26 protein-coding genes are annotated in these 26,816 nt (G+C 63.0%); 17 read left to right on the forward strand and 9 right to left on the reverse strand.

Annotated features, from left to right (window positions below; genetic code table 11):
- Positions 1-10: 10 nt before the first annotated feature.
- A complete protein-coding gene (gene purU / locus AYX22_RS02940; RefSeq protein WP_207596052.1) occupies positions 11-925 on the reverse strand; it encodes a formyltetrahydrofolate deformylase in 915 nt (304 codons plus the stop codon).
- 120 nt (positions 926-1,045) lie between these two features.
- Between purU and AYX22_RS02945 the strand changes: the two genes are divergently transcribed.
- Both AYX22_RS02945 and pdxS read left to right on the forward strand, forming a co-directional pair.
- On the forward strand, positions 1,046-1,726 hold the full coding sequence (locus AYX22_RS02945; RefSeq protein ID WP_089593453.1) for a GntR family transcriptional regulator: 681 nt from the start codon (positions 1,046-1,048) through the stop codon (positions 1,724-1,726).
- A gap of 197 nt (positions 1,727-1,923) precedes the next feature.
- Positions 1,924-2,799, forward strand: a complete 876-nt coding sequence (gene pdxS, locus AYX22_RS02950) for a pyridoxal 5'-phosphate synthase lyase subunit PdxS (RefSeq protein ID WP_278251955.1) — start codon at positions 1,924-1,926, stop codon at positions 2,797-2,799.
- A 234-nt stretch (positions 2,800-3,033) separates the two neighbouring features.
- Here the strand turns inward: pdxS and AYX22_RS02955 are convergent, their stop codons facing one another.
- Positions 3,034-3,966, reverse strand: coding sequence for a LysR family transcriptional regulator (locus AYX22_RS02955; RefSeq protein WP_207596053.1), 933 nt, complete (start codon positions 3,964-3,966; stop codon positions 3,034-3,036).
- Between the two features lie 162 nt (positions 3,967-4,128).
- Here AYX22_RS02955 and AYX22_RS02960 point away from each other — a divergent pair, with 162 nt between their 5' ends.
- A complete protein-coding gene (locus AYX22_RS02960) occupies positions 4,129-5,430 on the forward strand; it encodes an aromatic ring-hydroxylating dioxygenase subunit alpha (protein WP_207596054.1) in 1,302 nt (433 codons plus the stop codon).
- A complete protein-coding gene (locus AYX22_RS02965) occupies positions 5,427-6,842 on the forward strand; it encodes a ferredoxin reductase (protein ID WP_207596055.1) in 1,416 nt (471 codons plus the stop codon). The genes AYX22_RS02960 and AYX22_RS02965 overlap by 4 nt, the downstream gene beginning before the upstream one ends.
- Here the strand turns inward: AYX22_RS02965 and AYX22_RS02970 are convergent.
- Positions 6,839-8,998 (reverse strand): amylo-alpha-1,6-glucosidase, encoded by a 2,160-nt coding sequence (locus tag AYX22_RS02970; RefSeq protein WP_207596056.1) that lies wholly within the window; start codon positions 8,996-8,998, stop codon positions 6,839-6,841. The genes AYX22_RS02965 and AYX22_RS02970 overlap by 4 nt on opposite strands.
- A gap of 275 nt (positions 8,999-9,273) precedes the next feature.
- Between AYX22_RS02970 and AYX22_RS02975 the strand changes: the two genes are divergently transcribed.
- The 9 genes from AYX22_RS02975 (at position 9,274) to AYX22_RS03015 (ending at position 16,813) form a co-directional block, all read left to right on the forward strand.
- Entirely contained in the window at positions 9,274-9,615 is a 342-nt protein-coding gene (locus AYX22_RS02975) for a hypothetical protein (RefSeq protein WP_207596057.1), read from the forward strand.
- A gap of 95 nt (positions 9,616-9,710) precedes the next feature.
- A complete protein-coding gene (locus AYX22_RS02980) occupies positions 9,711-11,102 on the forward strand; it encodes a deoxyribodipyrimidine photo-lyase (RefSeq protein WP_207596058.1) in 1,392 nt (463 codons plus the stop codon).
- Between the two features lie 161 nt (positions 11,103-11,263).
- Positions 11,264-12,763, forward strand: a complete 1,500-nt coding sequence (locus AYX22_RS02985) for a CoA-acylating methylmalonate-semialdehyde dehydrogenase (RefSeq protein ID WP_207597440.1) — start codon at positions 11,264-11,266, stop codon at positions 12,761-12,763.
- Positions 12,763-13,836: an enoyl-CoA hydratase/isomerase family protein gene (locus tag AYX22_RS02990; protein ID WP_207596059.1), complete on the forward strand. Its 1,074-nt coding sequence runs from the start codon at positions 12,763-12,765 to the stop codon at positions 13,834-13,836. The genes AYX22_RS02985 and AYX22_RS02990 overlap by 1 nt, the downstream gene beginning before the upstream one ends.
- Positions 13,833-14,774 (forward strand): 3-hydroxyisobutyrate dehydrogenase, encoded by a 942-nt coding sequence (gene mmsB, locus AYX22_RS02995; protein ID WP_207596060.1) that lies wholly within the window; start codon positions 13,833-13,835, stop codon positions 14,772-14,774. The genes AYX22_RS02990 and mmsB overlap by 4 nt, the downstream gene beginning before the upstream one ends.
- 52 nt (positions 14,775-14,826) lie before the next feature.
- Entirely contained in the window at positions 14,827-15,606 is a 780-nt protein-coding gene (locus tag AYX22_RS03000) for an enoyl-CoA hydratase (protein ID WP_207596061.1), read from the forward strand.
- 62 nt (positions 15,607-15,668) lie between these two features.
- Positions 15,669-15,962, forward strand: a complete 294-nt coding sequence (locus tag AYX22_RS03005; protein ID WP_089593463.1) for a DUF4190 domain-containing protein — start codon at positions 15,669-15,671, stop codon at positions 15,960-15,962.
- A gap of 93 nt (positions 15,963-16,055) precedes the next feature.
- Positions 16,056-16,196: a hypothetical protein gene (locus AYX22_RS03010; protein ID WP_207596062.1), complete on the forward strand. Its 141-nt coding sequence runs from the start codon at positions 16,056-16,058 to the stop codon at positions 16,194-16,196.
- A gap of 38 nt (positions 16,197-16,234) precedes the next feature.
- The gene (locus AYX22_RS03015; RefSeq protein ID WP_207596063.1) at positions 16,235-16,813 is read left to right on the forward strand and encodes a dihydrofolate reductase family protein; all 579 of its coding nucleotides are present in this window, start codon (positions 16,235-16,237) and stop codon (positions 16,811-16,813) included.
- Here the strand turns inward: AYX22_RS03015 and AYX22_RS03020 are convergent.
- Positions 16,810-17,472, reverse strand: a complete 663-nt coding sequence (locus AYX22_RS03020) for a TenA family protein (protein WP_207596064.1) — start codon at positions 17,470-17,472, stop codon at positions 16,810-16,812. The genes AYX22_RS03015 and AYX22_RS03020 overlap by 4 nt on opposite strands.
- A gap of 106 nt (positions 17,473-17,578) precedes the next feature.
- Here AYX22_RS03020 and AYX22_RS03025 point away from each other — a divergent pair, with 106 nt between their 5' ends.
- On the forward strand, positions 17,579-18,448 hold the full coding sequence (locus tag AYX22_RS03025) for a universal stress protein (protein ID WP_207596065.1): 870 nt from the start codon (positions 17,579-17,581) through the stop codon (positions 18,446-18,448).
- A gap of 59 nt (positions 18,449-18,507) precedes the next feature.
- Positions 18,508-19,398: a helix-turn-helix transcriptional regulator gene (locus AYX22_RS03030; RefSeq protein ID WP_207596066.1), complete on the forward strand. Its 891-nt coding sequence runs from the start codon at positions 18,508-18,510 to the stop codon at positions 19,396-19,398.
- Positions 19,399-19,464: 66 nt separating this feature from the next.
- Here AYX22_RS03030 and AYX22_RS03035 read toward each other — a convergent pair whose 3' ends face one another.
- The 3 genes from AYX22_RS03035 to AYX22_RS03045 all read right to left on the reverse strand — a co-directional run bounded on the left by AYX22_RS03035 (position 19,465) and on the right by AYX22_RS03045 (position 21,724).
- Positions 19,465-19,896 (reverse strand): VOC family protein, encoded by a 432-nt coding sequence (locus AYX22_RS03035; RefSeq protein ID WP_207596067.1) that lies wholly within the window; start codon positions 19,894-19,896, stop codon positions 19,465-19,467.
- Positions 19,868-20,335 (reverse strand): MerR family transcriptional regulator, encoded by a 468-nt coding sequence (locus AYX22_RS03040; RefSeq protein WP_242703501.1) that lies wholly within the window; start codon positions 20,333-20,335, stop codon positions 19,868-19,870. The genes AYX22_RS03035 and AYX22_RS03040 overlap by 29 nt, the downstream gene beginning before the upstream one ends.
- Before the next feature lie 183 nt (positions 20,336-20,518).
- Positions 20,519-21,724 carry an MFS transporter gene (locus AYX22_RS03045; RefSeq protein ID WP_207596068.1) on the reverse strand — a complete coding sequence of 402 codons (1,206 nt, stop codon included), beginning with the start codon at positions 21,722-21,724 and terminating at the stop codon, positions 20,519-20,521.
- 145 nt (positions 21,725-21,869) lie between these two features.
- Between AYX22_RS03045 and AYX22_RS03050 the strand changes: the two genes are divergently transcribed.
- Positions 21,870-23,174 (forward strand): HNH endonuclease signature motif containing protein, encoded by a 1,305-nt coding sequence (locus AYX22_RS03050; RefSeq protein WP_207596069.1) that lies wholly within the window; start codon positions 21,870-21,872, stop codon positions 23,172-23,174.
- A 13-nt stretch (positions 23,175-23,187) separates the two neighbouring features.
- Here AYX22_RS03050 and AYX22_RS03055 read toward each other — a convergent pair whose 3' ends face one another.
- Both AYX22_RS03055 and AYX22_RS03060 read right to left on the reverse strand, forming a co-directional pair.
- On the reverse strand, positions 23,188-23,697 hold the full coding sequence (locus tag AYX22_RS03055; RefSeq protein WP_207596070.1) for a MarR family transcriptional regulator: 510 nt from the start codon (positions 23,695-23,697) through the stop codon (positions 23,188-23,190).
- A 42-nt stretch (positions 23,698-23,739) separates the two neighbouring features.
- A complete protein-coding gene (locus AYX22_RS03060) occupies positions 23,740-25,458 on the reverse strand; it encodes an AMP-binding protein (protein WP_207596071.1) in 1,719 nt (572 codons plus the stop codon).
- Between the two features lie 133 nt (positions 25,459-25,591).
- Here AYX22_RS03060 and AYX22_RS03065 point away from each other — a divergent pair, with 133 nt between their 5' ends.
- Positions 25,592-26,809: an acyl-CoA dehydrogenase family protein gene (locus AYX22_RS03065; RefSeq protein WP_207596072.1), complete on the forward strand. Its 1,218-nt coding sequence runs from the start codon at positions 25,592-25,594 to the stop codon at positions 26,807-26,809.
- Positions 26,810-26,816 lie beyond the last annotated feature (7 nt).

A 26,816-nucleotide genomic window follows, 5' to 3' on the forward strand; every position in this document is an offset into this window, starting at 1 on the left:
GACGGGTGGCTTAGCGGAAAACCACGGTGCTGGTCTGGTCCAGCAGCACGCGGTGTTCGCAATGCCACCTGACGGCGCGGGACAATGCCAGGGCTTCGGCATCCTGGCCCACGGTTGAGAGGGTCGTGGGGCCGTAGCTGTGATCGACGCGGATGACTTCCTGCTCGATGATCGGTCCCTCGTCCAGGTCCGCGGTGACGTAGTGGGCAGTGGCACCCACCAGCTTCACGCCGCGGTCATAGGCCTGGTGGTAGGGGCGGGCGCCCTTGAAGCCGGGCAGGAATGAGTGGTGGATGTTGATGGCGCGGCCCTCAAGGGCGCGGCAAAGATCGTCGGAGAGGACCTGCATGTAGCGTGCCAGCACCACGAGGTCCGCGTTGTACTCCTCCACCAGGTCCAGAAGGCGCTGTTCAGCCTCTGCCTTGGTGTCAGGGGTGACGGGAATGTAGACGAAAGGCAAGCCTGCGGCTTCAGCCATGGCCCGGTGGGTCTCGTGGTTGGAAACAACCACGACGAGGTCGCCGCCAAGGCTGCCGCCGCGCCAGCGGAAGATGAGGTCGTTCAAGCAGTGCCCAAACTTGGACACCATCACCAGGACCCGCTTTTTGGTCTGGTCATGGAAGCTGAACTTCATCTCGAAACGGTCGGCAATCGCGCTGAACTCCTCTTCAAGCCGTTCCGGCGAGTAGGACAGCGGGCCCGAGAAAGCGGTCCGCAGGTGCAATGTCTGGCGGAGGCCGTCGTCGAACTGTTGGTGTTCTTCGATGTTGAAGCCGCGCTCAAACAGGAAGGTGGTGACTGCCTGAACGATCCCGGCGCGTTCGACGCACGACAATGTGAGTACGAACTTCTGTGCTTGCTCTTCTTTGAGCAATTCGGGCGTGGGTAGTGTGCTTACCGGTGAGTCTGTCGCCATGAGGGTCATGTCGCCTCCTTTAGATATATTCCTGCGTCCTGAACTGATATATTAGGATTGGGATTCAGCGTATACTGGTGACTCAGGCAGGTCAATAGGTTTTTCGGTTGTGAAGAAGGGGATGGCGCTGTGGCTTTTGGAACTCTGGCAATCGCCGGCGAAGACACGAGGAAGTCTTTGGCTGACCTCGCCTACGAACGCCTCCGGGATCGCCTCCTGATGCTGGACATCAAGCCCGGCGACCTCCTCAACGACGATCAGCTTGCCAAGGACCTGGAGATAGGCCGGACGCCGGTGCGCGAGGCCTTGAAGCGTTTGGAACTGGACCGGCTGGTCATCACCTATCCGCGGCGGGGCACGTTCGCCACCCGCGTGGAAGTAACGGACCTGGCTTTCATCTCCGAGATTCGGGCGCAGTTGGAGCCACTGGCTGCCGCAAGGGCGGCCCGGGTTGCTTCACCTGCCACCAGGCAGCATCTGCGGGATGTCATGCAGGCGGTGGAAGCTTTCGATGTCAGCGCTGCTTCGGTAGTGGAAACGCTGCGGCTCGATGCCAGTGTCCACCAGGGGATCTACGCGGCTGCTGCGAATCCCCATCTTGAAGACGTCCTGATCCGCTATGACAACCTGGCCACGCGGATCTGGTGCATGGTCCTGGACCGGCTGCCCAATCTGGAGCACCACGTGCGCGAACACCTTGATCTGCTGCGGGCTGTTATTGACGGCGATGAGGAGAAGGCGGCTGAGTTGGCCCGGGTTCACGTGAGTGGTTTTGAGCAGGCAGTGCGTCAGGCGCTTTTCGCGGCCTAGCGCGGCCTGCGCCTTCCCGGCTGTTGACTCTCTGGTTGGCCGGTTGCATACTGAACACTCCAACTAATATATCATCCGGATATCAGACTTCCGCGGTTGCCGCTGGTCTATCCGGGCGCTTGTGATGCAATCACAGCCTTCAGCCCTTGGAGTATCGCGTGACGACAAGACCCCTCCTCTTCGAACACATCCCGCTGATGGGCAGCAGCCGCGTTAAGCGGGGCATGGCTGAGATGCTCAAGGGCGGCGTCATCATGGACGTCGTTAACGTCGAACAGGCCCGCATCGCCGAGGATGCCGGTGCCGTGGCTGTCATGGCGCTCGAACGTGTCCCGGCCGATATCCGCGCCCAGGGCGGCGTGTCCCGCATGTCCGATCCCGACATGATCGATGCCATCATCGCCGCCGTGTCCATCCCGGTCATGGCCAAGGCCCGCATCGGCCACTTCGTCGAAGCCCAGGTCCTGCAGTCCCTCGGTGTTGACTACATCGACGAGTCCGAGGTCCTGACCCCGGCGGACTACATCAACCACATCGACAAGTGGAACTTCACCGTTCCCTTCGTCTGTGGTGCCACCAACCTTGGTGAGGCATTGCGCCGCATCAACGAGGGCGCGGCGATGATCCGTTCCAAGGGCGAGGCCGGTACCGGTGATGTTTCCAACGCCACCGGGCACATGCGCAAGATCCGTTCGGAGATCGCCAAGCTCGCTGCCCTTCCCGAGGACGAGCTCTACGTTGCGGCCAAGGAGCTGCAGGCCCCGTACGAGCTGGTCAAGGAAGTTGCCGCCACCGGCAAGCTCCCCGTGGTGCTGTTCACCGCCGGCGGCATCGCCACCCCGGCTGATGCTGCCATGATGATGCAGCTCGGCGCCGACGGTGTGTTCGTTGGTTCCGGTATCTTCAAGTCGGGCAACCCGGCCGAGCGCGCCGCCGCCGTCGTGAACGCTACGGCCTATTACGACGATCCGGATGTCATCGCCAAGGTCTCCCGCGGCTTGGGCGAAGCCATGGTGGGCATCAACGTCGACGACATTCCCCAGCCCCACCGCCTCGCAGAGCGCGGCTGGTAAGTTTCGTTGCCCCCGGCGTGCCCTGATCCTCTGCGTGCTATTCCCCGCTCTCGCTGCCGCCATTTTGCTGGCGGGCCGGGGCGGGGGCCCTTTTACGCACGCTGCCGGATCAGCGCTCACCGCTCCGTTGTGGGAGTGTTTGTTTGTTAGTGAGGGACTCTCCACCCGGAAGCTGTTCGATAAATCCACGGGCTACCAGGTCTGGGCCTGAACTGCCACTGCCCGGTGCGGAAGTCAGCGGTCGTCCTCGGGGCGGGCCGTGAGGATCCGATGAGCGCTCTCCTGAAGAATGCCGAGCGACTCCTGGATGAGTGGTGAGGCGATACTGCCCCTGCGCACCGCAGCGATAATGCGGCGGGTGGGTTTACCCTTGCCGGTGATACGCAGCCGAACCACGTTCTCCGTACTGTGCAAGGGGGCCAGTCGCGGCAGCAGGCCCACGCCCAGCCCCGCTCCCACGAACGCTATTTGGGTTTCCCACTCAACGGCCTCATGCGCAATCCGAGGTGTCAGCCCCACCGCCGTGAATGCTGCCGTGAAGAGGGAGTGGTAGGTGGAGCCGGCGGCTTCGGTGATCCAGGGTTCCGAGGCAAGCTCTTCGAGCGTCACTGTTTCCCGCTGTGCCAATGGATGATCAGCGGGAATGATCACGTCCAGGGGATCGTCCAGCAGCACGGTCTGTTCGAACCGGGGATCGTCCTCGCCGTAGGTTTCGGACTGCATGGCGACGATGACCGCGAGATCGATTCGTTCTGCCACCAATAAGTCGAAGCAGCGGGCCGGGTTGGCCTCGAGTACTTGGACCTCCAGCAAGGGGCGAGTGGAGCGCAAGGTGGCCGCCAGGGGCGCCAGCAGCTGCGCGGCAGCCGTCGAGAATCCGCCCAGCCCGAAATGTGACTGCACCTGGTCGCCGGCCTCCATGGCTGCTGCGCGCAGGCTCTCCCATTCGGCAATGAGGGTGTCCGATCCAGTCACAAGAAAGCGGCCGGTGGCGGTCAGTCGCACGCCCCGTCCATCCTTGGTCAGCAGCTGCATTCCCAGCATGCGCTGGAGCTCCCGCAGCTGCGCGGAGACGGCGGATGGGGAGTAACCGGTGAGCTCCGCAGTGGCGCCAATGGTGCCGCAGCGGGCAAACACCCTGAGTGTGATGAGCCTCGCATCGATCATGCACCTATTGTGCACGGTTATCTTCTGAATCTTGCGCTTTTGTTGCGGTTCAATGATCCCTAATCTCATGACTATAAGGTTTTCGACAACGCCGCTCGCACCCAACGCAGCAGTGCTCCCCACGAAACACACTCTGACCCATGCCTCCCGGGAGGAAAACATATGTCTGCTCCAGTCGTGCCCCTCAACTCACGCGGAAAACTCGCTTCATCCTTGCCTGCAGAGCAGCTGGCGGAGATCAGTGGTCTGTTCGAGTTCCGGCGCAAGGGATATTCCCTCGATGCGCCCTTCTACACCGACGCCACGATCTTCAAGATCGATATGGAAGCCATTTTTGGCCAGCACTGGATCTTTGCCGGCAGCATCGCCGAATTGCCGGAGCCGGGCGACTACGTCACCGTCGACTATGGTCCCTACTCCCTGATCGTGCTGCGCAATGACGACGGCGGCGTGAACGTCCTGCACAACGTCTGCCGCCACCGCGGTGCCCGTGTCCTGACCGAGCCCGCCGGGTCAACCGGAAACCTGGTCTGCGGCTACCACTCCTGGACGTACTCTCCGGAGGGCAACCTGATCCACGCCTCGGCGCCGGGCGAGACCAAGTTCGACAAGGGCTGCTTCGGCCTCAAGCGCGCTCACAGCCGCGTGGTTGCCGGACTCATCTTCGTCTGCATCGCAGACGAGCCGCCGGCAGATTTTGACGAAACGTCCAAAATCTTCGAACCGTACCTCGCTCCACACGATCTCTCCAAGACCAAGATTGCCTACCAGCAGAACATCGTTGAAGAGGGCAACTGGAAGCTCGTCATGGAGAACAACCGTGAGTGCTACCACTGCGATGGCCACCCTGAGCTGGCCTGTTCCCTCTTCCCCACCTGGGGCCTGACGGAGGGCTTGATCCCGGCCCACCTTGAAGAAGTATGGGACCGTAACAAGGAAGCACAAGCCTCGCTGGAGGAGCGTTGCCGCCGCTACGGCCTTCCCTACGAGGTGGTGGAGGAGCTCGATACCCGCATTGCGGGAATCCGCATCTCACGCGAATCGCTCGACGGCGAGGGCGAGTCATTCTCGCCCGATGGCCGCCGGCTTTCCAAGAAGCTGCTCGGTGACTTGCGGGACTTCCGTTTGGGCCGCTGCTCGATGCACCTGCAGCCCAACAGCTGGTTCCACTTCCAGAGCGACCACGTCATCACCTTCGGCGTCTTCCCCATCAACGAACACCAGTCACTGGTCCGCACCACCTGGCTGGTGGCCGATGACGCCGTGGAAGGCGTGGACTACGACCTGGAAAAGCTCACCTACACTTGGAAGCAGACCAACCTGCAGGACAAGGCGTTCGTGGAGTTGTGCCAGACGGGCGCCGGCAGCCCCGCCTACGAGCCCGGCCCCTACATGAAGAGCGAATACCAGGTGGAGGCCTTCATCAACTGGTACGTACAGCGTGTCCAGGAGCACTTGGCATGACCGAACTCCTCACTGAGACGGTAGTCCAGGAACCACATCGCATCCGCGGCCTTGAGATGCCGTGGAACAGGGTGATGGGCAGCACCGAGGGGCCGGCCAGCGCGGCCCGCGCTTTGGGCCCGTGGCATCCGCAGGAGTTCATGGCCGAATGCGTTGAGATTGTTCCCGAAGTGGGCGGCATGATGACCTTCGTGTTCCGTCGCTCCGACGGTGCGCCCCTGGCTTTCCGTGCTGGACAGTACGTGAACGTCGCCTTCCCCGTGAACGGCGAGGACCAGGATCCGGCGGACCGCAGCTACTCTCTGTCCAGCGCGCCCACCAAACCGTGGACCTTCGACATCACGGTCAAGCGCGATCCCACGGGCTTGGTCTCACCGTGGGTGCACGAGAACATCAAACCGGGGACTGTTTTGGAGATGCTTGGTCCGGTGGGGGCGTTCCACTTGCCGGACGCCGACCGGCGGGCACGCTACCTGCTCTTGGCCGCTGGGGCGGGGATCACGCCCATCATGTCGATGGTGCGGACCATTCACTCGCTGCCGGGGGAGGCCGACGTCGTGGTGCTCTACCACGGAGCGGCGGCCGAGGGCTTTGCCTTCAACAAGGAGCTCGCCTACATCGCCTCCGTGGACTCGCGCATCAAGGTCTTCTACTCCCTGGGCGATCGCGGCAAACCCGACGACTGGGAAGGGCTCAGCGGAAGGCTGACGGCGGCCATGCTGGATCAGGTGGCTCCCGATGCCAACGGCCGGCAGGTCTATGCCTGCGGCCCCGAAGGGTACCTGAACACGGCCACCGAACTCCTGGGGAAGGTAGGCGTCGACGACACCTCCATCCACATGGAATTCTTCACCGGAGACCGCCAGACCATCCTCGAATATCAGGCGGAACTCGCCCTGGCGGCCGATATTGCGGAGGAAATCGCGGAGGAGATCGCCGATTCCGCCGAGGACTACTACGAAAGCCAGCCCACGGCGTTCGGACTCTACGAGCCCGGCTACGACGCAGGAGGAACGTTGAAGGCCACGGGCCTGCCGCTGGAAACTTCCGATCCGGACGGGTCCGGATCGGATGCATCCGACGGCGGTGCGGACGTGGAGCAGGAGCCTGTTACTCCTGATGCCTCGAGCTTTGACACGGTGGGAACGGGCAGCCTCACCCTGTCCTTCATGCGCACGGGCATTAATGTACGCGTCGACCCCAGCGAGCACATTCTTGGCCCCGCCCAGCGTGCCGGCGTCAGGATCGGCGCCAACTGCAAGGAAGGCATGTGCGGCTCGTGCAAGATCGTCAAGCTTTCCGGTGAGGTCGAGATGAACCATCAGGGCGGGATCCGGGCACGGGAAATCGACGCCGGCAAGTTCCTGCCGTGCTGCTCCACGGCACGCACTGACATGGTGATCGATGCCTAGCTAAGGGGTTCAGCGCGCCGAAGCTCCGCCCGTTCCACCAGCTCCGTGATCCACGGCCGTTGTGCGCGGTGGAGGGTCATGCCCTCGGGAAGTCCCTCCACCTGCGCCGACGAGCCATCGATGTCAATGGTGATGCGTCCGCTTCCCATGGGGGCGTTGCTGATGTGCAGGTCGCCAAAGGACGCCGGCAGGACCGGGTCCAGCCAGAGCCCTCCCAGGGAGATGTGGGCGTCGTACCGCATGAGTCCGGTGATCAACTGGATGGGAGTGGTGGCGGCCCAGGCTTGTGGGGAACACGCCGTTGGGTAAGGTACCGGTTCCCTGAACTGTTCGCGGGGAAAGCCGCAGAAGAGTTCCGGGAGTCTTCCGCCCGAGGACTCCGCAGCGTCAAGAAGCGCAGTGGCAATACGCTGGGCTTCCTCCACGAATCCGTAGCGGAGCAGCCCTGCGGCTATCAGCGCATTGTCGTGCGGCCACACTGACCCGTTGTGGTAGCTGGCCGGGTTGTAGGCGCCCATGTCCGAGGCCAGGGTCCGGACGCCCCATCCGCTGAACATCTCCGGAGACATCAAACGTTCCACCACCAGCGGTGCCTTGTCTTCATCCACCAGGCCAAACCACAGGCAGTGCCCCATGTTCGAAGCGCACGCGTCCACTGGCCGTTTGTCCTTATCCAAGGCCACCGCATAGTAGCCCTTGTCCGGGAGCCAGAACTCTTCGTTGACCTTCTTTTTCAGGCGGTCCGCGCGTTCCCGGAGTTCGGCCGCCAAGGGGAGGTCGCCGTCGTCGTACGCCATCCAGGCGCGCGCCATATAGGCGCCATGCACGTACGCCTGGACTTCGCACAGCGCCAACGGTGGCTCAGCGATGGTGCCATCGGCAAAGTTGATGCCGTCCCAGGAATCCTTCCACCCCTGGTTGATGAGCCCGTGCTGGTTGGGCCGCCCGTACTCCACGAAACCGTCGCCATCGCGGTCGCCGTAGTCCCTGATCCAGTCAAGCGCACGGTCCGCGTTGGGGAGCAGCTCCGAAATGACGTCTTTGGCGAAGCCCCACCGGCTGACGGAGCCCAGGACAATCACAAAAAGGGGAGTGGCGTCCACGCTCCCGTAGTACGCGGACTTGCCGCCCAAGGCCAGGCTGCTGGAAACATCGAGCCGGACTTCATGCAGGATCTTCCCCGGCTCCTCCTCGCTGGCAGGGTCCACCACCCTTCCTTGCCGGTCAGCGAGGGTACGGAGGGTCCCCAACGCCAGCGACGGGTCAACCGGCAACGCCATCTCGGATGCCCACAGTGAGTCCCGGCCGAACAACGTCATGAACCACGGCGCGCCAGCGGCCACGACCACCCTGTCCGGATGGTCCGGGTCCTGGATCCGCAGCGCCCCCAAGTCTTCGTAACTGCGGCTGAGAGTGCGTTGTATGGAACGGTTTCCCACCTGCAGACGGGGAATCTTGGCTACCCATTCCTGCCGACGGCGATCGCTGGGGGACATGTCGCCGCGGGACGGGTGGGCGAACGGCGTTCCTGTGCCATCCCCGGCGGGAACAACACTCACGCGGGTGCTCCAGCTCCCCGAGGACGGAATCTTAGCCGTGAAGCCCAAAGCCCGGGCTCCTGCGCCGGCGCCCTCAGCCCGGATCACCACGCCCTTGCGGATTCCCTCCCACTTTCCACGGATCACCAGGGAATCACCCTCCGGGACGCGGGTTTCCTTCCATTCGCGGGTGATGCGGGCTTCCTTCACTTCAAAAAGGTCTGCAAAATCCGACTCGGCCGTCAGGAGAATTTGGCACTCCACAGGGTGCTTGGAGTAGTTGCGGACTGTGATTTCCTCAAAGATGCCCGTCCCGACTTCCCTGAGTCTCTCCACCAGAAGGGGGCTGTCCGCATAGCCATCGGAGCGGGGAACCCGGCCTGCGAACAGTGCGCGGTAGGGTTCCCGGATTTCGGCGGCCAAAGGCTCCACCACCTGGCCGTTGATGGTCAGTTCCCACCGCGAAAGAATGCGGGTATCCAGATGGAAGACGCCGTGGGGCAGGTCGGGATGGATGTCTCCGTTGGAGGAGGAAATGCAGAAGGACGAACCTTCCACCAAAGTGACCGTGCCCGACCCCAAAGGCCCGGCCGCGGTGTCAGCATTCCAACCAACCACTTGGTGCTCCTTGCCACTGGCTGTTCCGGCTGCTGTGGCCGGCGACTGCTGTGGGGACCGGCCGTTTGCGTGGATATAGTCGACGCTACGCTGGAGAGGGTGCCGGCACCAGAGCCGTCCGGGGCCTCGGTCCGGAGTGGGGGAAATTCGTGTCCGCAACCCAGAGTTAACCTGTATTCCAGCTACTCCGCGGTATAAGGGGTCTATAATGGGAACAGGACATTCGCTGATGCAGCCCGGCGGCCCGCTTTTCTTCCGACGCCGGAGGCCCCGTAATGACCGACACCCAAATCAGCAGCTTTATCCGAGATTGCGTGGTGTTTGAGGACGACACTGAGAACGGCTTGGATTTTGATACTTTCTATGGCCTGTACATCAGCTGGTGTGTTCTTGGACGTAAAATCCCCATTCCCGACTCCGCTTTTAAGACAGCCCTTGGCCTTGAAGGTCTCAGGCCCATCAAGGAAAACGGCCGCAGAATCTATCCCGGAATGAGCATGGTGGGTGCGGCCGCAAGGGACTACGTCATGAACAGTGTTCCTTTGTGGAGCGAGTCCGAAACCAACAGCCCGGTTCTTTCCGACTTCTCCGAGGAAGCTGTTCCGTCCATCGCCTGATTTAATCAAACAGCCTGCGTCCAGCCCGTGCCCCTAGGATTTCATGAGGGGGCATGGGCTGTTCCTGTTTCCGGGGTGTGCGCTGAAAGGAATTGATGAAACCGTCCATCGTGTGGTTCCGGGACGACCTGAGGGTCGCCGACAATCCGGCCTTGCGGGCCGCCGTCGACGACGGTGAAGCCGTGGCACTGTTCGTCCTCGACGAAGAATCGCCGGGAATCCGCGCCCATGGCGGCGCCGCACGGTGGTGGCTCCACCATTCGCTGACAGCGCTGCGTGAAGAACTGGACAAACTCGGCATCCCGCTGCTGCTCCGCCGCGGACCCGCCGCGGAGGCAGTGCAGGAAACCGCGACGGCGGTTGGTGCGGGCGCGCTCTACTGGAACCGCCGGTACGGTGCGGCTGAGCGAACGGTCGACGCCGGACTCAAGACCTGGGCGGGCGGGGCCGGGCTCCACGTAGCCAGTTTTCAGGCTTCCCTGCTTCATGAGCCATGGAACGTGACCACCAAAACGGGTGGACAATACAAGGTCTTCACACCTTTCTGGCGGACGGTGTCCGCACAGGAATTCCGCGAGCCGTTGGCCGTGCCCGCGAAGGGGCATGGTTACACGGGCAAGCTGCCGGCCGATGAAAAGCTGGACTCCTGGCATCTCCTGCCCACCCATCCGGACTGGTCCGGGGGATTGGCCGGGATGTGGACGCCTGGAGCGGCTGCCGGCCACCAGCGTCTCGCTGCGTTCGTGGAGAAGGGGCTCTCCAACTACAGCGAGGGCCGGAACCGTCCGGATACCGATGGGAGCAGCTGCCTGTCGCCTTACCTGCGGTGGGGTGAGCTGAGCCCGTTTGAGGTGTGGCATGCCCTGGGTTCCAAGCGGTCCGAAAGCGCCTCGATCTTTGCTTCTGAGCTGGGGTGGCGTGAATTCTGCTGGCACCAGTATTTCCACAACCCGGAGCTCGCCACCGCGAACCTCCGCTCCGAGTTTGATCGCTTCCCGTGGGCCTGGCCCGGCAGCAGCGGAGGGAACGGTAAAAATCCCGGCCACGACAGTGCGCCGGAGGAGTTCCGGGCCTGGCAGCAGGGCCGCACAGGTTTCCCCATGGTGGACGCCGGGCAACGCCAGTTATGGCACACCGGCTGGATGCACAACCGCGTACGCATGGTGGCCGCCAGCTTCCTGGTGAAGAACCTGGGTATCCATTGGCAGCTCGGTGAGCAGTGGTTCTGGGACACCCTGGTGGATGCAGATCCGGCGTCGAATCCCGCCAACTGGCAGTGGGTGGCCGGCTCCGGAGCAGACGCCTCGCCCTTCTTCAGGATCTTCAACCCTGAGGCCCAGCGGGTTAAGTTCGATCCCCAAGGGAAGTACATCGCCCACTGGATCCCCGAATTCGGAACGCCCGAATACCCCGGGGAAATTGTGGACCTCAAAACCACCCGGGCGGAAGCACTCGAAGCGTACAAGGGGATGAAGGAAGTCCACTAGGAAGCCATCCGCCCTCAAAACAACCCTCTGGAAATTAGTAGGAAGTCCGAGTATATTCGGGTTCAGAGATGACCTGGATCACAGTTGGTCACGTGTTCCCCGCAGTGGTCCCAGCACCCGGCGGCACGGCAGTCATTCACGATGCAAAGGAGCATTCCACCATGGTGCGCGAGCTTTCACACTACGTAGACGGCCAGAGGATCGACGGCACGTCCGGCCGGTTCAGCGATGTCTACGATCCCTGCACGGGCGAAGTCCAGGCCCGGCTTCCGCTGGCCAGCGCCGACGAGGTCCGCAACGCCGTCGCAAATGCCGAAAAGGGCCAGCTCGAATGGGCGGCCATGAACCCGCAGCGCCGGGGACGCATCCTGCTCAAGTTCGTGGACCTGGTCAACGAGAACATGGACGAACTCGCCACGCTCCTGTCCTCCGAGCATGGCAAGACGTTCGCGGACGCCAAGGGCGACATCCAGCGCGGCATCGAGGTGGTGGAGTTCTCCGCCGGCGCACCGCACCTCCTTAAGGGCGAGTTCTCGGACAACGCCGGACAGGGGATCGACGTCCACTCGCTCCGCCAGCCCCTCGGTGTGGTCGCGGGCATCACGCCCTTCAACTTCCCGGCCATGATTCCGCTGTGGAAGTCCGGCCCGGCGCTCGCAGCCGGGAACGCCTTCATCCTCAAGCCCTCGGAACGGGACCCGTCGGTTCCGCTTCGCCTGGCCGAGCTGTACAGCGAAGCCGGGGTTCCCAACGGCGTCTTCAACGTCATCAACGGTGACAAGGAAGCCGTGGACGCACTGCTCGAAGATCCGCGCGTGAAAGCCATCGGCTTTGTGGGCTCAACTCCCATCGCACAGTACATCTACGCCACGGCAGCTGCGCACGGCAAGCGTGCACAGTGCTTCGGCGGGGCAAAGAACCACATGGTGATCATGCCCGACGCCGATCTGGACATGGCAGCCGACGCACTGATTGGTTCCGGGTACGGTTCCGCGGGTGAACGTTGCATGGCCATCTCCGTAGCCGTGCCGGTGGGACAAGAAACTGCCGACGCCCTCGTTGCCAAGCTGACCCAGCGCGTCAAGGACCTGAAGGTTGGCCACAGCCTGGACAAGGACTCGGACTTCGGGCCGGTCGTGGCAGCCTCTGCCAAGGAACGCATTGAGGGCTACATCCAGTCCGGGGTGGACGAAGGAGCAACCTTGGTCACCGACGGCCGCGGACTCACCGTGGACGGCTACGACGGCGGCTTCTGGGTTGGCCCCACCCTCTTCGACAACGTCACCAAGGACATGAAGATCTACAAGGAAGAGATCTTCGGACCTGTCCTGAGCGTGCTGCGCGCAGCTGACTACGACGAAGCGCTCAGGCTCTGCAGCGAGCACGAGTTCGGCAACGGCGTCGCGATTTTCACCCGCGACGGCGACTCCGCCCGCGACTTCGCCAGCCGCGTGGAGGTGGGCATGGTGGGCATCAACGTGCCGATTCCCGTGCCGATTGCGTACTACACGTTCGGCGGCTGGAAAGCCTCGGGCTTCGGCGATCTCAACCAGCACGGCGCCGACGCGTTCCGGTTCTACACCAAGACCAAGACCGTGACGTCGCGCTGGCCCTCCGGCATCCGCCAAGGCGCCAGCTTCATCATGCCGGCGGGCAGCTGATGGGGACTCCAGAGACTGAAGACGAAGTTCTGTTTGAGCGTCGGGGCCACCTGGGCATCGTGACCCTGAACCGTCCGAAAGCCGTCAACGCCCTGAATGCGGGAATGGTGCAAGCCATGTTCCGGCAGCTTACGGAGTGGGCCGACGACGACGCCGTTGCCACCGTTCTGGTGCGCGGCGCGGGAGACCGCGGGCTGTGTGCCGGCGGCGACATTGTGGCCATCTACAAGGACATGCTGCACGGTGGAACCGAAACTGCGGAGTTCTGGGCGGACGAGTACCGGTTGAACTCGTTGATTGCCCACTATCCCAAACCGTACGTGGCGTTCATGGACGGGCTGGTTTTGGGCGGTGGCGTTGGCATCTCGGCCCATGGCTCGGTGCGCGTGGTCACCGAACGGACGCGTACCGGCATGCCGGAAACAACCATCGGTTTCGTGCCCGACGTCGGTGGAACGCTCCTGCTGTCGCGCTCGCCGGGGGAGACGGGAACCCACGCGGCCCTGACGGGAGCACACCTGTCCGGCTCGGATGCGTTGTTCCTGGGACTCGCTGACCACTTTGTGCCGTCCGAAAACCTGCCGGCGCTGGCGGAAGCGCTAGAAGGCTCGACGCCGGAAGCCGCCGTCGGGCGTTTCGCGCAAGCCGCGCCGGACTCGGCACTGGCGGCGCAGCGCGAATGGATCGACGCCGCGTACGTGTATGACGACGCTGAAGAGATTGTCCGGAGCCTGCGCTCTGCCGGGGCCGAAGCTGCTGCCGCCGCGGACACGATTGAGGCGAAGTCTCCCACATCGGTGAAAGTCGCCTTGGAATCGCTGCGACGGGTGCGGGGGCTTTCCCTGGAGGAGGCTTTGGATCAGGAGTATCGCGTGGGGCTTCGCTGCCTGGCCGGTCCTGATTTCCGGGAGGGCATCCGCGCGCAGGTAGTGGACAAGGACAGGAATCCGCAATGGAAGCCGCCTGCCCTGGCTGACGTCCAGCCGTCCGACGTCGAGGGCTACTTTGAGCCGCTCGGCGAACGGGAACTGGGTCTGGCCGGGCTGGGCAGCGAGTCGAAGGAGACGGTATGACAGAGAATGCAGCCATGTCAGATATCCAAGGCCCTGAAACGGGACTCATCGCTTTCCTCGGTCTCGGCCACATGGGCGGGCCTATGGCGGCCAACCTGATCAAGGCCGGACACGACGTTATTGGGTACGATCCCGTTCCGGCGGCCGTGGAAGCGGCGTTGGCCCACGGGATTCCCATGGCATCCTCTGCCCACGAGGCTGCAGCGGAGGCGGCCGTGGTGCTGACCATGCTCCCCAGCGGCAAGCATGTCCTGGATGCCTACCGTGGCGTGGACGGACCGGGGCTGCTGTCGGTTGCGAAGCCGAACACCCTGTTCCTGGACTGCTCCACCATCAACGTGGACGAAGCCCGGGAAGCCGCGGCGCTGGCCGTGGCAGCGGGTCACCGGTCCGTTGACGCCCCGGTTTCAGGCGGCGTGGTGGGCGCCGAGGCGGGCACCTTGACGTTCATGGTGGGTGCGCTTCCGGAGGATTTTGAGACCGTGCAGCCGATCCTGGAATTGATGGGCAAACGTATTGTCCACTGCGGGGACCACGGTGCCGGGCAGGCCGCCAAGGTCTGCAACAACATGATCCTGGGGGTGTCCATGATTGCTGTTGCCGAGGCCTTCGTGTTGGGCGAGAAGTTGGGCCTCACGCATCAGGCGTTGTTCGACGTCGCCTCCAACGCGTCCGGGCAGTGCTGGGCGCTCACGACCAACTGCCCCGTTCCGGGGCCGGTACCCACCAGCCCCGCCAACCGCGACTACCAGCCGGGTTTCGCCGGAGCATTGATGGCCAAGGACCTGCGCCTGGCACTGAATGCGTTGGAAAGTACAGGAGTAGCGGCGGAGATGGGGCCGTTGGCATCGCGAATCTACGATGCCTTCGCTGCCGGCGAGGGCGCCGGCAGGGACTTCTCCGGCATCATCACGGAGATTCGGGACAAGTCCGTGTGAGAGGTTGGAACTGAGTGGTTGTGATTTGTTGGGCTTGGCGGAGAGGGAGAGCATGACGGAGCAGTACCAGAACATTGTGGTGGAACGGCGGGGCCGGGTTGGACTGGTGACCCTGAACCGGCCGGAGGCGTTGAATGCGCTGAACACCGCACTCATGAATGAGCTCGTGGATGCAGTTTCCGCCATGGATACCGACCCTGAAGTGGGGGCCGTGGTGATCACGGGATCCGCCAAGGCATTCGCAGCCGGGGCCGACATCAAGGAAATGTCTTCCAACAGCTACATGGACATGTACGCGGCAGATTGGTTCCGGCGGTGGGAGGACCTCACCCGCCTGCGCATTCCAGTCATAGCTGCGGTTTCCGGTTTTGCCTTGGGTGGTGGCTGCGAACTGGCCATGATGGCCGATTTCATCATCGCCGGAGATAACGCCAAGTTTGGCCAGCCGGAGATCAACCTGGGCGTCATCCCGGGCATGGGCGGCTCTCAGCGGCTGACCCGCGCCGTGGGCAAGGCCAAAGCGATGGACATGGTCCTGACGGGCCGGTTCATGGATGCGGACGAAGCCGAACGGTCCGGCTTGGTCTCCAGGGTGGTTCCCGCCGCTGAGGTCATCGACGAAGCAGTCAAGGCAGCAGAAGTCATCGCGTCCAAGTCCAAGCCCGCCGCCATGGTGGCAAAGGAAGCCGTCAACGCGGCCTTCGAGATGGGACTGTCCCAAGGGGTTGTCTTCGAACGGAGAGTTTTCCATTCGCTCTTCGCTACCGAGGACCAAAAGGAGGGCATGGCCGCCTTCAGTGAGAAGCGCCAACCGGAGTTCAAACACCGGTAATTCGCGCGTGTTTTCGGGAGTGTCGGGGATAGACTCGGTGCACTTACAAATGGGGAGAGAACATGTCAACGGAGATCGTTCAGGCTAACCACACTGAAGCATCCACCCAGCCGATCAACCGGCAGGCCCTCGTTGCCGCAGCCATGGCCGTACTTGCCCTCGTCGGGCTGTTTTTCGCGGGCATGGCCGTCATCGCGGTCTTCGTCGTTGGGGCAGGCCATGTGGCCTTGAACCAGATTCAGCAGCGCGGCGAACGGGGACGGGGCTTCGCCATTGCCGCTCTGGTGGTGGGTTACGGCATAGGAGTCCTGTCCCTGGGCTCGGCGCTGATCTTCGCCTTCACCTCCGCAGGCTGAGTAGGACGCAGCTCACGGTCCTTCCCTCGTCACGTTCCGGCTGCTCGCGTGTCCTTTCTATGGACACACGAACAGACGACAATGAGGGACCCCATGACCTGGCAATTTTGCGACAACGATGACTGCCCTGACAGCTGGCACTGGACCGAGCTGACGGGAACTCCGGAGTCTTGCCGTGGCTCCGATGAACAGGAGACCCGCCAAAGGGTTGTCCGCCCGTACTTCGCGGCGTAGGCTCCTGCGGGCCACCACCCGCAGTCGAGGAGTGAGTCATGGGACAGCTGATCGTGCAGGATTTTGTGACCGCCGACGGTTTCGCCGCCGACACCAACAACGAGTTCAAGGCCTACGAGTTATTGGAAGGCGGAACGGCCGAGTTTGACCGGGCCCAACTCGAATGGCTTGGCAGCGTGGAAGCCATGGTTCTGGGTGCCAACACCTACAGATACTTCGTGGAGTTCTGGCCGACGCCCGCGTCGGAGGGCGAGATCATCGCACCAGCCCTGAATGGCCTGCGCCGCCACGTGTTTTCGCGCCACTTGAAGGAAGCCCCGTGGGGCGACTTCCCGCCGTCGAACGTTGAATCCGGCGACGCGATCGAGGCGATCCGCCGCATCAAGCGCGAGTCCGCCAAGGACATTGTCCTATGGGGCAGTTTGTCCCTGGGTCAGACGTTCTTCGCGGCAGGCGAGGTGGACGCGGTCCGGTTGGTGGTCATGCCGATAGGCCAGGGCGCCGGCAGGGGCGTGTTCCCCGCCGGACACGACCCCGCCCTTCTGAAACTCGTGGACGTGAACAGCTACGACCAAGGCTTGGTGGAGCTCAGTTACACCGTCCGGAAGCAGGGTTAGCTGATAGCGGCGGAGGTCAGCGTTGCGTCGAAGAACGCCCGCTCCAGCCGCACTGCCTCCGCGAAGACCGCAGCAACGCGGTTCCGCTCCTGAGGCAGTGAAGGCTCGACGGCGTCGAACTCGTCGCGCAGCCACGTCACCCACGCGTTGTACCCAGGGTTGTTGTGGAGGCGGATCCACTCGGCATGCTTGGGTTCGGCGGGCCACTGGGTGGGGTCTCCGGCGCGCGCGGCCCAATCTCCGTACAGCCATTCGGCAACCAGCAGGACGGCGAGGACCTCCGGGTAGGAACGGGAGGCGAGGGCCTTCCGCATCAGGTCGTCGAAATCGCGTGTGGCCGGCCCGAGTGCTGGTGTTGTCCTGTCCGTTTCCGGAACGTCCAGTTCATTGAAGCAATCCTGGAAGTACGTATTCTCGTCGGATGCGAAGGCCCCGAGGACACCAGCGAACACCAGTCGGGAAGGCAGCGACGGTGCCGAGGCTACGGCTTGACCCAAGAGAGCGGTGAAGGCATCGCAGAACTGGTAATCCTGCACCAGGTAATGGCGCAGCTGCTCATCGGGAAGGGACCCGTCCAGCAGTTGGTCCACGAATGGATGGTTAACGGCGGCGTCCCAATCCCCGGCTGATTGGTTCCTGAGTTCTTTGGCAAAGCCCACGGTGTTTCCTCCTGAAGTGTCAGCATCGGAGCCTAGCAGCGTGCTGCGTTGTGGCGGTGGGCGTGACGCTATGGTGGCGCTCCCGGGGCCGGCGTAGGCTCTGGCCATGACGAACGAGGGTGCATCCAAGACGATCGTGGTTGGCTATGACGGATCCGAAGAATCACACCGCGCCGTTCAGTGGGCCGCTAAACATGCGATCCTGCGGGACTGTTCCCTCCACGTAGTGCACTGTTCCTTGTGGGTCCTGCTGTCCCACAACAGGGGACCCGTTCCTGGGGTTGCCGATAGCGGTCTGGAACGGGCCGCTCAGAAAGTCCTGGAGGAAGGTGCGGCTCTCGCCAAGGAGACCGTCCCCGAGCTGGAAGTCCACACCACCCTGTTGCACGGGATGCCCCGCGATCACCTGGCCCACGTTTCGGCCGGCACTGCGATGTTGGTGCTCGGAAGCCGGGGACTGGGCGGGTTCATGGGTTTGCTGGTGGGATCCGTCAGCCTGGAGATGGCAGCAACGGCAGAGTGCCCAGTGGCCGTGATCCGTGCGGACGACAACCCTGAAGGCTTTGTGTTGCTGGCTGTCGATGACTCAGGATCACCGGCAGCACTTGAGGATGCGTGCCATTTCGCTGAAGCATCAGGGGCTGACCTCAAGATCGTGCATGTGCTCCACGAACCTGCCGGGTACCGGCGGTTGCGCGATCCCGTTGAAGACTATCCCGACGCAGAAGCCCTCCTGGATTCCGTCATGAGCCGGGCCCGCCACAAAGCACCCGGGATCGAGGTGGCCGGAGAGTTGCTGGTGGATGCTTCCTTCTCCCGGGCTGTGGTCAAAGCTTCGCAAGGAGCACGCCTGACGGTGGTGGGGACCAAAGGGCACGGGGTCATCAAGGGCACCATTGGTTCCACGGCGCACGCTGTCCTTCACCATGCCCACAGTCCCGTGTTGGTGTCCCGCCGGAAGGCCGAGCCTGCATAAGCCGGTGGAGGCCCTCTCAGGGACTCCCTCGCGCGACGGCCCGGAACTAGGGTGAAGGTATGGACAATCGGGCAGAAGTACGCGAATTCCTGATCTCCCGGCGTGCCCAGGTAACCCCTGAGCAGGTGGGGCTGCCGGCCGGTTCGAATCGACGGGTCAAGGGATTGCGGCGCAGTGAGGTGGCCACTCTTGCCGGACTGAGCGTTGAGTATTACACCCGTTTGGAGCGCGGTGCCATCAGCGGTGCATCGCCACAAGTGCTTGAAAGCCTGGCGCGGGCGTTGTGCTTGGACGACGCGGAACGGGCCCATCTGTTCGATCTCGCTCACTCCGCCAGTCCGGTTGCGCGGCCGCCGAGGCGACGCAGCGCCAAGTCCTACGTGCCGCACCAGAGCCTGCAATGGGCGCTTGATGCTGTCACCGCAGGTCCCGCCTTTGTTCGGAACGGCCGGATGGATCTGCTGGCCGTGAACCCGTTGGCCCGGGCGTTCTACAAGGACTGTTACGACATGCCGGGCCAGGCGCCCAACATCGCACGGTTTACGTTCCTGGATGATCGTGCCCACGAGTTCTACCCGGACTGGGATGCCTTTGCGGAAGTGACCGTTTCCATCCTGCGCACAGAGGCTGGGCGCGACCCGCACAACAAAGAGCTTCACGATCTCATTGGTGAACTCAGCACCCGCAGCGAGGAGTTCCGCACCCGCTGGGGCGCACACAACGTCCGCCATCACGGCACGGGGTTCAAGACGTTCAACCATCCGATCGTCGGTGAGATGACTCTCGCCTTCGAGGGCCTGGAAATGGCCGCAGAACCCGGGCTGACGCTGACCATCTACGCTGCGGAACCCGGGTCGCCGTCGGCCGAGCGTCTCCAGCTGTTGGCATCGTGGGCGGCCAGCGAATACGGTGTTCAGCCTGCTGCCGAAAGGACCGTCGCGGACAGCTGACTGCCGGACGGCTGATGTGTCTTCAGCTATGCTCCCGCCGGCAAGGCGTGCAGCTTCAGAGGAACCTTACCGGGACCGATGGACATCAGTGGTGAAGCCCTTCCTCTTGGTACGTTCTTGCAGAGTTTCAAGTTCTTGGAAGAAGGTCAGTTGCCAGCCAGAAGGACCTTGAACTCTTCCGTTAATGGTCTCGAAGGGAGTTCTGGTTGCAGGTGCGAGCACCTTCAACCCAAACTCTTCGGCGGAGGTCATAGCGACTTCGGTGTTGTCCACCTCAAGGGCGATTCGGGCAGTAGGCCCTTCGACAGATGGTGCGTTCTCGATAGCGTCGATGTTGTGAATGTGTGTGCGTGTGGCGAGCTCAATCGTCGCCGCGGCGACGTTCAGTATTGCCACTCGATCCTCACCGTCGGTTGCGAAAGCAGGCTGTTCCGTAAGCCCAAGAACGTCACGGTAAAATTGCAGGGCGCTATCGAAGTCGTCTGTTTCGATGATCAAACGCAATTGTCAGGGCGGCTGTGAAAGATTCATGTCCATCATCTTGGAGGGTGACATGCGTGTCAGGTGCAAGTCCGTAGCGATCTCCTAGCCGTTTCAGCTGCCGAAGTTCGGCTTCGACGGTTTCTTTCTCGCTCTCCAGCCGCGCCCGCGCAGCTGTCACGGCCGCTAGAATCAGATCACGGTCTCTCTCGGGATTGAGCAAGGCAGGAAGCAGCGTGCGAATTACGGAGCTGCAAAAACCAGCTTCAAATAAGTCCTGGATTTGAAGCACAAGATGCTCGTCTTCGATCGAGTAAATGCGGTGGCCCGCCGAAGTCCGCTGCGGCTCAACCAAGAGCTGCTGTTCGTAATAACGCAGCGACCTGACGCTGACGCCAGTCCTCGTGGATAATTCTCCAATCCTCATACAACCGTCCTCGTTGAAGAAATCCGCCATATAACAGTCAACTCCACGATGGGGGACTTTGTCCCCACCGTTGAGTTGCTCTCGGCGGAAATGCCGACGGGGGAACAGGCAGCCTTTGCTTCACTTGGGGCAAGACCCACCCTCGCTATGGACACGGTAGCCTTCCTCGGGTCGGGCCCAGGAGACCCTCTGCGGTTGAGGTCCGTGGGGAGATCAGCGATCTTCTTCCGGCCGACGTTCCCGCGGGTCCTTCCGAAACAACACCAGGAGCGGCAGGAAGTAGAGCGCAGCTACTCCCGCACCCACCAGCACCGGACCGCTGGCTCCCAGCGCGGATTCCAGCGCGAAGCCGGCCATCCACGACCCCACGGCCGTACCCAGGTTGAATGCTGAAGTGCTAAGCGCTGAGGCAAGAGTGGGCGCATGCCCGGCATATCCAACTGCCTTCCCGATCAATATTGGGTTGGTGGCCATGCCGAAGAGGCCCAGCAGGAAGATCAGGACCACTGTCACCACGGCGTAGTGGGAGAACAGGAAGAGGGCTCCGAGAACCAGGAATGTCATGCCTGCTGAGATGAACAGGGCCGGGTACGGGTGGTGTGCCCCGAAGTGGCCACCCAGAGTGGATCCGATGAACGCCCCGACGCCGTACGCCATCAGCACCAGCGGAACCGCGGCTGCGGCAAGCCCAGTGTTCTCGGTGAGCAGCGGAGAGATGAAGGTGTAGGCGGCCAAGGAAGATCCGCACACCATCGCGCAGCCCGCCAGGACAAGCCAAACCCTCGAGTCCCGCATACTCGCCAGCTCAGCACGCACCGACGGGGTGGGTCCGGAAACAAGATCCGAGGCAACCAACCGGTACACGGCAACTGCACCCACCAGGGCCAGGCAAGCGAGTATCCAGAACGGTCCCCGCCAGCCAATCACCTGACCGGCAAACGCCCCAAGGGGAACACCCACCACGTTGGCAAGCATCCCGCCGCCCAACACCACCCCTAGCGCCCGCGAGGCTGCCGCAGCGCCTGCCGCTTTGGCACCCACGACGGCGGCTACCGCCCAGAAAGCGCCTGTCGCCAACGCCGTCAGGAAACGTGCGCCAAGAATGAGCGTGAAATCGGAGGTGAGCGCCACGATGACGTGACCAACAGAGAACACCACCAGCGCGAGGCTCAGCGTCAGCCGGCGTGGCAGCTTGAGGGTCAGGATGGACATCGTGGGAGTGCCCACGATCATGCCGACAGCAAACACCGTGATCATGAGTCCCGCACTTGCCACGGAGGTGCCTAGGTCACTGGCGATCTCCGGCAGTATCCCCGCAACAATGAACTCGGTGGTTCCCATCAGGAACACTCCGGCTGCCAGGACGTAGGTCACCAACGGCAGACGCCGGGTCTTGGCGGTGGGAAAGGTTGTGGTCATGGATCCAGAACATCAGGTTCACAGCGGGGGAGGGAGTCCCGCTTGAGGGAGGTCCTCCGAGGGACTCCCTTGCTGCGCAAAGGCTATGGGGCTCCGCTGTGATCGCTGACCTTATATTGTCAGTGCCTGCTGCCAGAGTAAAGGAATGGAACGAATTGGGGAGAGGCATACGGGCGCAGCAGTGGCGCTCGGGCGCGCTCCCGTCGTTGTGGATTCCGTTCAACCCGGCAGGGGCACAGCCAGCACCGTTAGCAGCGACCTGATCGAACAGTTGCGGGTCCTGGAGGAGATGAAGTCTGCGATCTCCGCTTTGCAGGCGCGGGTTGCTGTGGCGTTTGATCTGGCTCAACGTCAGGAGCAAGCCGAGGCAGGGGTCCCTTCCTCGGAGCGCGGCCAGGGCGTGGGAGCGCAGGTTGCGTTGGCCCGGCGCGAGTCACCAAACCGTGGGTCCCGCCTCCTGGGCTTGGCGAAAGCCCTTGTCACGGAGATGCCCCGCACCTTGGCGGCCCTGAAATCGGGGCACTTGAATGAATGGCGTGCCACGCTTCTTGTTAAGGAAACGGCCTGCCTGTCTGTCGAGGACCGTTGTGCGGTGGATGAGGAGCTCGCGCCCGACACCGGGACTTTTGCGGGCAAGGGCGACAAAGCGATCATTGCTGCCGCGAAAGCTGCCGCATATCGGCGGGATCCGCGGTCGGTAGTCGGGCGTGCCAGCCGTGCTGCCGCCGAACGGACCGTCAGCCTCCGTCCAGCCCCGGACACCATGACGTACCTGACGGCCTTGCTTCCGGTAGCCCAAGGCGTAGCGATCTACGCCGCGCTGACTCGAGCGGCTGATTCGGCCCGTTCCAGCGGGGATGCACGAGGTCGGGGCCAGCTCATGGCCGACACCTTGACCGAACGCATGACGGGCACCCCGGGCGGGATTTCGGGGATCAACCTGGATCTCGTTATGACCGACCGCACCTTGTTCCAAGGTGACAGCGAACCAGCCCGGCTCAAGGGCTACGGAATCGTCCCGGCTGAATGGGGTAGGGAGCTGCTCGGATCGGGGCAGGCAGCCCATGACCAGGACCTCACCGTTTGGCTTCGCCGGCTCTACACGGCTCCAGCTACGGGAGAGCTCCTTGCCACCGATTCCAAGGCCCGGCTCTTTGCAGGTGGGCTCCGGCGCTTCATCGAAACCCGAGACGACACGTGCCGAACGCCGTATTGTGATGCGCCTATCCGGCATATTGACCATGTGGTTCCGTGGCGCGCCGGAGGGAAGACCAGCTTGGCTAACGGCGCCGTTTTATGCGAGGCGTGCAACCACATCAAGGAAAACGCCGGCTGGACTACCCGAGCCGTACATGCCGACGTGCACACCTTGGAAATCAGCACGCCCACTGGGCATACCTACCAATCGAAAGCCCCGCCCATGCCCGGGCACCGACCCTCCAGAACATAGAAAGGCAGAGGCGTTATTCCTCGGTGAAGTCCCCGGCATCCCTGCGGAAGGTGCCCAGCACGCGGATGAGGTGATCGACGTCGTCGTGCCCGAAGCCTGACTTGCCGAAAACCTCCGCGTTGAGTGCCGCCGTCGCCTTCTTGGCGAGGGTGCGGCCCTCGGCGGTGAGCTCAATCAGGGTGGTGCGGCCGTCGGTGGGGTGCGGAGAGCGTGCCACCAGAGCGGCTTTTTCCAAGCGGTCGACGGCGTTGGTCACCGAGGTGGGATGTACCTGCAGGAGCGCGCTGGCCTTGTTCATAGGCAGCGCGCCGCTGCGGGCGAAACTCAGGAGCGCCAGCAGCTCGTAGCGTGCAAAGGTCAGCCCGAACGGTTTGAGGACCGTTTCGATGCGGGCCAGCAGGATCTGCTGCGTCCGCATGATCGCGGTGATGGCGGCCATGGGCGCGGCGACGTCGCCCCAGCCATGCCGCTCCCAGTTGCGCTGGGCGTCGGCGATGGGATCGCGGGGGAGTGGCGTGCCCATGGGCCTCCTTCGGTTGCTTGGTTGGCCTGATCTTCCGGGTGGCTAGTCTTTCAGATTCGGGAACTCTTCCTCGGTGTATTCCACGCCCAAACCGGAGGGCAGCGGCCCCTCACCATGCCGGGCGACTTCCGTGCCGCGCAGTTCCACACGACGGATCTTGCCGGAGATCGTCTTGGGAAGCTCGCCGAATTCCAGCCGCCGGATGCGTTTGAACGGTGCCAGATGCTCGCGGCAATACTTCAGAATGTCCTCCGCGACTGCCGGTCCGGCTTCGTAGCCGGCAGCCAGAACCACAAACGCTTTCGGAACCGACAGCTTCACGGCATCAGGTGAAGGCACGACGGCGGCCTCCGCCACTGCGGGATGTTCGATCAGGACGCTTTCAAGTTCGAACGGGGACAAACGGTAGTCGGAGGACTTGAAAACGTCGTCGTCCCGGCCGACGTAGGTGATCACGCCGTCAGCGTCCCGGCTCGCCATATCGCCCGTGTGATAGTAGCCGTCGCGGAAGGCATCGGCCGTTTTCTCTTCGTCGCCGAAGTAGCTCTTCATCAATCCCACGGGCCGGGGGTCCAAGCGCAAGCAGAGTTCGCCGTCGTCGGCTTCCGTCCCGGTGTTCGGATCCACCAGGACGACGTCGTACCCCGGGAGCGGGCGGCCCATGGAGCCGATCTTCACCGGCTGGGCCGGAGTGTTGGCGATCTGGACCGTGGATTCGGTTTGGCCGAAGCCGTCGCGGATGGTGACTCCCCAAGCTTTCTCCACTTGCCCGATAACTTCGGCATTCAGTGGCTCCCCAGCCGAGACCACTTTGCGTGGCGGGCTGGTGAGCTGCGTAAGATCGGCCTGGATGAGCATGCGCCAGACCGTGGGAGGCGCGCAGAAACTGGTGACGCCTTCGCGGCCCATTTGCTCCATGAGGGCGGCGGCGTCAAAGCGCTGGTAGTTGTAAATGAAGACCGTGGCCTCGGCGATCCACGGCGTGAAGACGTTGGACCAGGCGTGTTTGGCCCAGCCGGGGGAGGCGACATTCAGGTGGACGTCGCCCGGTTCCAGGCCGATCCAGTACATGGTGGACAAGTGGCCCACGGGGTAGGACGTGTGGGTATGCTCCACGAGCTTCGCCCGTGACGTGGTGCCGGAGGTGAAGTAGAGCAGCAGTGTCTCGTCCGCTTTTGTGGGGGCGTCGGGCGTAAAGTCCGTGCCGGCGTCGTACGCATCTGCGTACTGTTTGGCGTCCGCGTCGATTCTCTCCGAACCGACCTCGATCAGGGCGTATTCACCCTCGACGTCGGCGAACTTGCCGATGTTGGCACTTCCGACGGCCACCCAGGCCGCACCGCCACGTTCAACGCGGTCCTGGAGATCACGGGCGCCCATGAGGGTGGTGGTGGGGATCATGACGATGCCGAGTTTGATGCCGGCGAGCATGAGTTCCCACAGTTCAACCTGGTTGCCGAGCATGATGATCATGTGGTCTCCACGCTGGACGCCCTGGCTCCGCAGCCAGTTGGCTACCTGGGATGAGCGTTCCGCGAGGTCCTTGTAGCTGCGGCGGGTGGAGCTCCCGTCCTGTTCCACGATGACCAAGGCGGGCTTGCTGCCCCGGGCCGGGTCCGCCGCGATCTGGTCGAACCAGTCCAAAGCGAAGTTGAACTCCTCAAACCGCGGCCACTCGAATTCCGCGTGCGCCAGCTTGTAGTCCTCACGCAGTTCCAGCAGCCGGTCGCGGGCCGCACGGAAGTCCTCTGTGACTGTCATAGTCCGCCTTTCGCCTTCGGGCTTCCCTGGCACCTTTGCCGGACATCCCGCCTAGGGATCCACATCACCTTGCAATATACTAGGACATCCAAGGGTTTGGAAGAGCCTGTGCGGGACATGACGAAGGGGTCTAATGCTCGACGACAAAGCTGCCGGCACCGTTACCAGCGGTGCGGCACCAGAACGCGTCCTCCCTCCTTATCCGGAGGCGGACTTGATGCACGTAGTGGACCTGCTCCCGGCCGGAGAGCGCTTGCGATACTTGGAGATCAGGGAGTTCCTGCAAACGCGGATCCGGGCGGCCAGCATCGAGTACTGGAACCGGGAGGAGTTCCCGTTCGGGCTGCTGGCTGACATGGCCAAGTTCGGGCTCGGTGGACTCCAGACAGACGGCTCCACCAAGCTCTTCAAGGGCCTCATGTACACCGAGGTGGCCCGGGCGGACGTATCACTCTCGGCGCTGGTGGGCATCCACAATGAACTCATCGTGGGCATGATCGACGAGCTTGGATCCCCTGAACAGAAGCGCAGGTGGCTGCCTGGGTTGGAAGCTTTCACCCAGCTGGGCGCCTTCGCCCTCACCGAACCGGATCACGGCTCGGACATCGCCGGAGGACTTTCGACGACGGCGCGGCGCGACGGCGGCGAATGGGTCATCAGCGGTGCCAAACGCTGGATCGGGGCAGGGACGATTGCCGACTTCGCATTGGTGTGGGCACGGGATGAATCCGACGGCCACATCAAGGGCTTCATTGTGGAGACGGACCGCCCCGGTTACTCGGCCACCAAGATCTCCAACAAGATCGGCCTGCGCATCATGCAGAATGCGGACATCGTGTTGGACGAGGTGCGTATTCCGTTAGAGAACCTCCTGCCGGGGGCCACGGAGTTTTCCCGAGCCAATGACCTGTTGCGCGATTCCCGGGCCTGGGTGGGGTGGCAGGCTGCGGGGATTCAGTTGGCAGCCTTCGATATTGCCCGTTCTTACGCCTTGGAACGCAAACAGTTCGGCAAAGAGCTGGCTCGCTTCCAGCTGGTCCAGCAGCAGCTTGCCGACATTCTGGGCAACGCCAACGCGTCCTTGTCCATGATGGTCGAGCTCGCCCGGATCCAGCAGGCCGGGAAACTCCAGATGGTGCAGGCGGCCATGTGCAAAGCCACCACCACCCGGCTGGCGCGTTCCTCAGTTGCGATGGGCCGTTCCCTGCTGGGCGGGAACGGAATCACCACGGACTATGAGATGGCCAAGCTCTTTGGCGACGCCGAAATCCTGTACACCTACGAGGGCAGTTACGAGATCAACTCCATGATCGTGGCCCGCGCGGTGACAGGGAAATCGGCGTTCGTCTAAGTAGCGG

This window comes from Arthrobacter sp. D5-1 (genome assembly GCF_017357425.1).
In the GTDB taxonomy this organism is placed as follows: Bacteria; Actinomycetota; Actinomycetes; order Actinomycetales; family Micrococcaceae; genus Arthrobacter.